Source organism: Streptomyces sp. GESEQ-35 (assembly GCF_017948485.1).
Classification (GTDB): domain Bacteria; phylum Actinomycetota; class Actinomycetes; order Streptomycetales; family Streptomycetaceae; genus Streptomyces.
The window spans coordinates 1-1372 of sequence record NZ_JAFFSX010000078.1; the positions used below are offsets into that span (position 1 = coordinate 1).

1 protein-coding gene is annotated in these 1372 nt (G+C 70.3%); it reads right to left on the reverse strand.

The annotated features are described in order from the left end of the window. Positions 1-1372, reverse strand: a 1372-nt coding sequence (mmsA, locus tag KCH87_RS48405; RefSeq protein ID WP_210594457.1) for a CoA-acylating methylmalonate-semialdehyde dehydrogenase, incomplete at its 5' end; no start/stop codon positions are given.

Here is a 1372-nt window from a genome sequence, read left to right on the forward strand (position 1 = left end):
TCAGTGGTTGCGGGGGAAGCCCAGGTCGACGCCGGAGGGGGCGTCGGCCGGGTCGGGCCAGCGGGTGGTGACGACCTTGCCGCGGGTGTAGAAGTGGGTGCCGTCGTTGCCGTAGATGTGGTGGTCGCCGAAGAGGGAGTCCTTCCAGCCGCCGAAGCTGTGGTAGCCGACGGGGACCGGGATCGGGACGTTCACGCCGACCATGCCGGCCTCGATCTCCAGCTGGAAGCGGCGGGCGGCGCCGCCGTCCCGGGTGAAGATCGCGGTGCCGTTGCCGAACGGCGAGGCGTTGATGAGGGCCACGCCCTCCTCGTAGGTCTCGGCGCGCAGCACGCACAGGACGGGGCCGAAGATCTCGTCCTGGTAGGCCTTCGCGGTCGTGGGCACCCTGTCGAGCAGGGAGATGCCGATCCAGTGCCCGTCCTCGTGGCCGGCACCTTCATAGGTATACGCCGTACCGTCCAGGACGACCTCGCAGCCCTCGGCCGCCGCGCCGGTGACGTAGGAGGCCACCTTGTCGCGGTGCACGGCGGTGATCAGGGGGCCCATCTCGGAGGTGGGGTCGTTGCCGGGGCCGATCTTGATCTTCTCGGCGCGCTCGCGGATCTTGTCCACCAGTTCGTCGCCGATCGCACCGACGGCGACGACCGCGGAGATCGCCATGCAGCGCTCGCCCGCCGAGCCGTAGGCCGCGGACACGGCCGCGTCGGCGGCGGCGTCCAGGTCGGCGTCGGGCAGCACCAGCATGTGGTTCTTGGCGCCGCCCAGGGCCTGGACGCGCTTGTGGTTGGCGGCGGCGGTGGTGTGGATGTAGCGGGCGATCGGGGTCGAGCCGACGAAGGAGACGGCCTTGACGTCCGGGTGCTCCAGCAGGCGGTCGACGGCCACCTTGTCGCCGTGGACGACGTTGAAGACGCCGTCCGGCAGACCCGCCTCGGCGAACAGCTCGGCGATCTTCAGGGAGGCCGAGGGGTCCTTCTCGGACGGCTTGAGCACGAAGGTGTTGCCGCACGCGATGGCGATCGGGAACATCCACATCGGGACCATCGCCGGGAAGTTGAACGGCGTGATGCCCGCGACGACACCCAGCGGCTGCCGGATGGACGAGACGTCCACCCGCGAGGCGACCTCGGTCGACAGCTCGCCCTTGAGCTGCACGGTGATCCCGCACGCCAGGTCCACGATCTCCAGACCGCGCGCCACCTCACCCAGCGCGTCGGAGTGCACCTTGCCGTGCTCGGCGGTGATCAGCTCGGCGATCGCGTCCCGGTTCGCGTCCAGCAGCGCCCGGAACTTGAACAGGATCGTGCTCCGCTTGGCCAGCGAGGACTGACCCCAGGTCGCGTACGCGTCCTTCGCGGCGGCCACCGCC